The organism is Isoptericola sp. NPDC057391, from assembly GCF_042668085.1.
Lineage (GTDB): Bacteria > Actinomycetota > Actinomycetes > Actinomycetales > Cellulomonadaceae > Isoptericola.
The window spans coordinates 1-4,886 of the sequence record NZ_JBHVBO010000250.1 but is presented as its reverse complement, the minus strand read 5'-3'; the positions used below and the strand labels follow the sequence as shown (position 1 = coordinate 4,886).

Below are 4,886 nucleotides of genomic sequence, written 5' to 3'. Positions count from 1 at the left end.
GCCGACCCGGTCGGGTCGGCGGCCCCTCATGTCTCCCGGGATCTCTCCCGGTACCGCTCAGCCGACGAGCCGGCTGCCCAGGGTGTCGTCACCGCCGAACGGGCTGGCCCCGACGCGCCAGGCGCCGAGGTCGAAGGTGCCGACCCCCAGGGCGCGGCCCCCGGGCTGCCAGTGCGGCTGCCAGACGACGGCACCCGATCCGGCGTAGAACCGGTTGTCGGCGCCCGACGACGACCCGGGCACGAACCGCGCCGCGACCGTCGCGTCCTGACCCGAGCTCTGGGTCCACGCCGGGAAGCCCTCGGCGTCGCCGCCGTCCCGGTCGGGGTCGGCGTCGTCCCCGGTGCGCGCCCCCGCGCCGTCGAAGGTCATGGACGCCTCCCAGACGGGTGCGGCAGGCTCCTCGGCGACCTCGGCCGTCACCGACGTCGTGAACGCGTTGACGCCGAGCTCGAACGACCAGTCCGCCGTGACCGGCTCGTCCCCCAGCGGGACGCCGCCCAGGCGCAGGGTGGAGCCGTCGAGGTCCACCTCGGCCGCCGGGCCCGCCAGGTCGGTGTTGCCGAACGACCCGACCCCCAGGTACGGGGACGTGCCGCGGTAGTCGTCGTCGAGCACCTGTCGCCACCGGCCGGACCCGTCCGCCACCTCCATGGACCGGACCTGCGTCTGCGGCGACGTCCGCACGTCGAGCCGGTACCCGGGGGCGGTGATCCGCTGTCCGGCGGTCACGGTCGTGCCGGAGAAGTCGAGCGGGCGCAGGTACACGCCGCCCGCGCCCCAGCCGGCCCCGCTGACGTACCAGGCGCCGTCCTCGTCCTGGACCACCTCGGCCGCGTGCTCGGCGATCTGGCCCACCAGGTCGTCGGGCTCGAAGTGCAGCGGGTCGTCGCTCTTGTAGACGCGGGTGTCCGTGTAGCCCGCGTCGCAGCAGACGAACAGGTAGTACGCGCCGCCCTCCTCCACGACGAACGGCGACTCGGTGGGCCCGCCGAACGTGCCCGTGCGGGGGTGGGTGAACGCCACCTTCTTCTCGCCCCAGTGCACCAGGTCGGTGCTGGTGCGGTACGCGACCTGGTGGTTGCCGCCGGCGGGCGTCGAGTTGGCCGTGTAGTACATGACCCACTCGTCGCCGATCCTCTTCACCATCGGGTCGCGGGCGTCGAATCCGTCGGTGAACAGCGGCTCGGGCCGCTTGGTCCACGTGACGAGGTCGGTGCTCGTGGCGAGCCGGAGCTGGTACTCCTCGTGGTTGTCGTCGAGGCCGGCCGAGTAGAACATGTAGTACGTCCCGCCGTCCTCGACGACGTGCGGCGCCCACACGTGCTTCTCCCCCAGCCCCGGGTCGGCGGGGATCACCGGATCCTGCTTCTCGTACGGCGCCGCGGTCAGGGACGACGACGTCGCGTGGGCGAAGAATCGCTCGTCCAGCGGCGCGGCGGGCTCGGCGTGCGTGATGCCGAACAGGTGCCAGGTGCCGTCGGGCCCCTGCACGAACGTGTGGTCGTTGACGTACCAGGGCTCGTCCTCCCCGACCGACGGGTCGTAGATCTTCGTCCGGTCTCCGGCCGTCACGGCCTCCTCCTCGTGCTCGTAGGAGCTGACCTGCACGCGGGCCCCGCCACGGAGGGCGAGGTCCAGCGTGTCGAGGCCGATCATGTAGCTGGTGGCCGCGTCGTTCTTGCCGACCGCCGTGAGGGTGAGCGTGTGCTCGCCCTGCTCCAGCTCGACGGCGCCGAGGTCGTGGGTCGCGACGCCGACCCCCTCGGCGCGGTAGCCGTCGACCGTCGCGCCGACGTCCTCGCCGTCGACCGCCACCTGCGCGACGCCGTAGTCGCGCGCCTGGGTCATCGCGGCCGACAGGTCGTAGGTGCCGTCCTGCGGAACCTCGAACCGCAGCGTGACGGCGTCGCCCTGCTGCTCGCCGCGGAACCACAGCTGCCGGTCGCCCGACCAGTCCACGCCGCAGCAGTTCCCCTGCGCCTCGACGGGCGCGTCCGACGAGACCGGCGGCAGCAGGCTCTCGCCCTCGATCCGCAGCGTGGTGCCGCTCGTCGCCGTCACGCGGTCGGAGAGCCGCCCGGCGTTCCCCGAGCCGTCGACCGCGCGCACCCGGTAGTACCAGGTCTCGCCGAGGCCGAGGCCCGTGTGGTCGAACGCCGGGAGCGGGCTGGTCCCCACCCGGGTGGACCGGCCGGCGCTGAACCGCGGGTCCCTCGAGGCGTAGACCTCGTAGTGGTCGACGGCGACGTCGTCCGTCGTCGCCTTCCACCCCAGGTGGACCTGGTTGCTGTCGCCACCGCCGGCGGCGAGCCCGGTCACCGTCGCGGGTGCGCGCCGGTCGGGCGCCGGGGCCCCGTGCGACAGCACCTGGTAGGACGCCGCCGACCACGCGGGCGCCCCGTCGGTCGGCGTCAGCGTGACGGTGACCCGCCGCTCGCCGCGGGTGAGGGCCGGCGGCAGCATGAACGTGTCCTCCAGCCACCGCTGGCTCGTGTTGCTCGTCGGCTGCGACCACGTGCCCGCGGCCTCGCCGTCGACGGAGACCGCCACGGACTGCCCCGCCTCCGCCTGATCGCCCAGCCGGCGCAGCGTGACCCCCGTGTGGCCGCGGTCCACCGCCACCGTGAAGGTCACGGGCCCGGTGGCCGCGGCGACGTCCTCGGTGACCAGCACGTCGTCGTGGTCGCCCTCGAACCGAGCGGTCAGCGCGGTCGCCTCCCCCGAGCCTGTGTACCCGTGGGCCCTCTCGCTGCGCGCGTCGCCGACGTCGATCGTGTCGGTGACCCGCGCGGCGGGTTCGTCGGTGCCGTACCAGTACGCCGTCGAGGAGTACTCGGCCGGCTCGTTCGCCACCGGGCCGTGCTCGATGCCGAACGTGAGCCCGGAGCCGAACGGCACGGCGTCGGCGATCATCAGCCGGTAGGGCGAGTCGCACTGGAAGGCGCACCCGTTGTGCCCGGCGGGCATCGCGGACAGCCCGTTCATCGGGTTGGAGAACGCCTGCCGGTTGAAGTACCAGCCGCCCTCGTAGAAGTCCTCCGAGCCTGTGCCGTACAGCGACGGGCTACGCCCGCCGTCGGCGTACACGCGCTCGTCGCCCTCGAGGTAGTTGCGGGTGTTGCCCGTCTCGATGTGCCCGCGGGCGGTGTGGCTCACGCCCACGAACCGGCCGTTCCCGACGGTGTCGAGGAACGCCCAGTCCTCGCCCGTCACGGTGTCCGCCCGGTGGTGGGTGGCGTGGAAGGTGCCGATCTCCCCGGACGCCAGCTGCCGGGCGATGCTCGGGTCGCGGTGGGACGTGACCCGCGCCGTGCCGGACGTGATCGTCTCGGACGACCGGTTCACCAGCTCCACCCGCGCACCGCGGGCGTACGGCATCGGCCACCAGCTGGAGTACCAGCCGCCGTCGCCCGCGTCCATGGCGTGGAAGAGCGCCGCGACCGGCGCCTCGGTGAGACCCGAGCCGAAGAACTCCCCCAGCGGCGACTCGACGGCGGTGCGGCCGTCGACCGTCACCCGCACGACGACGTCGCGCAGCAGCTCGTTGGACGCGAGCACGGCCGGGTCGTCCGCGGGCGGCGGGTCGGACTGGTTCGCCGCGCCCGTCCAGTTCTGCGCCGTGATCGCGTAGGCGTGCGCCTGCTCGCTCGCCCTCGCGGCGTCGGAGGTACCGACGTCGAGCTCGTCGGTGCGGACCGGCTCGCCGTCGACCACCGAGTCCGCCCAGTAGCGGAACTCGTTCCAGTCGATCGTGGCGGACACGAACGTGTTCTCCACCGTGATGCTCGACTTCCCGGCGGTCAGCTCGGCGGGCAGCTCGAGCGTCTGATAGCTCCAGGTGCCGGCGTGGTCGTCGGTCGCCTCCCAGCGGCCGGCCGGCTCCCCGTCGACCGTCACGTCGGCGACCTGCTGCGCGCTCGTCGCGTCGAACCGCCGCGTGAGCTGCACCCCCTCGTTGGCGGGGTCGACCGCCACCGTGAACGTGCTGGTGCCCCTGTGCGCCCGCCCGTCGTCGCTGATCGGCGGCAGCGGCTCGGCCCCGACGATCTGCGGCACCCGGAGGGCCAGCTCCGAGATCTCCCCCGGGCCGCGCACGTCGGCCAGGCGGACGCTCTTGCCGGGCCGCAGGCGGAAGTCTTCGGTCGTGGTCCGCGCCCCCTCGACCGCCGGCTTCGGGTCGGCGCTGCCCCACTCCTGCGCGGCGTCGATCACGTCCTGCGCCGGGTCGGCCGGATCGAAGGTCGTCACCCCCTCGGTGTCGGCGAACGTCCGGTACGTGACGTGGTGGAACAGCGGGTTCTCGCTGGTCGTCACGCGCATCGACTCGCGGTACGGCATCGGCACCTTGATGTAGACGCCGCCCGAGCTCTGGTCGGCGTTCGCCACGAACGGGTAGACGAACGGCGCTCCCAGCTCGCCGTCCACCACGTCCTGCAGGGGCGCGTCGAGCACCACCTCGCCGTCCAGCTCGATGCGGATGTTGCCCGTGGCCGACACGTCGCCGCCGTCGCGCGTGAACCAGATCGAGTCGATCTCGCCCGGACCGGTGCGCTCGGCGATGACGCAGCCGACGTCCGTGGTGCGCAGGCAGCTGTAGGTGCCGACGAAGCCGTCGTCGTTGCCGCCCGTGCGGTCGTAGCTGGAGAACTGGCCGGTCGCGACGCCGGTGGTGACCTCGTCGATGCGGTCCAGCTGGCGGTAGGTGTCCCACCCCACCGCGCCCTTGCCGGTGCCGCCCGACCCGCCGGCGCCGTTCCCGCGAGCCGTCCGACGTGCCGGGCGAGATTCACCGAGGGGAAGGCCTCGCTGTCCAGCGGGAAGAACTCCCAGGTGGATTTATTTATAAATTCGAAGGCGGGCGCCGCGTACGTATTCAGTTGTGT

At 73.0% G+C, this 4,886-nt stretch carries 1 protein-coding gene; it reads right to left on the bottom strand.

The window, feature by feature from the left end:
* Window positions 1-57: 57 nt before the first annotated feature.
* The gene (locus ACFUVW_RS19580) at window positions 58-4,719 is read right to left on the bottom strand and encodes a DUF2961 domain-containing protein (protein ID WP_430572968.1); all 4,662 of its coding nucleotides are present in this window, start codon (window positions 4,717-4,719) and stop codon (window positions 58-60) included.
* Window positions 4,720-4,886 lie beyond the last annotated feature (167 nt).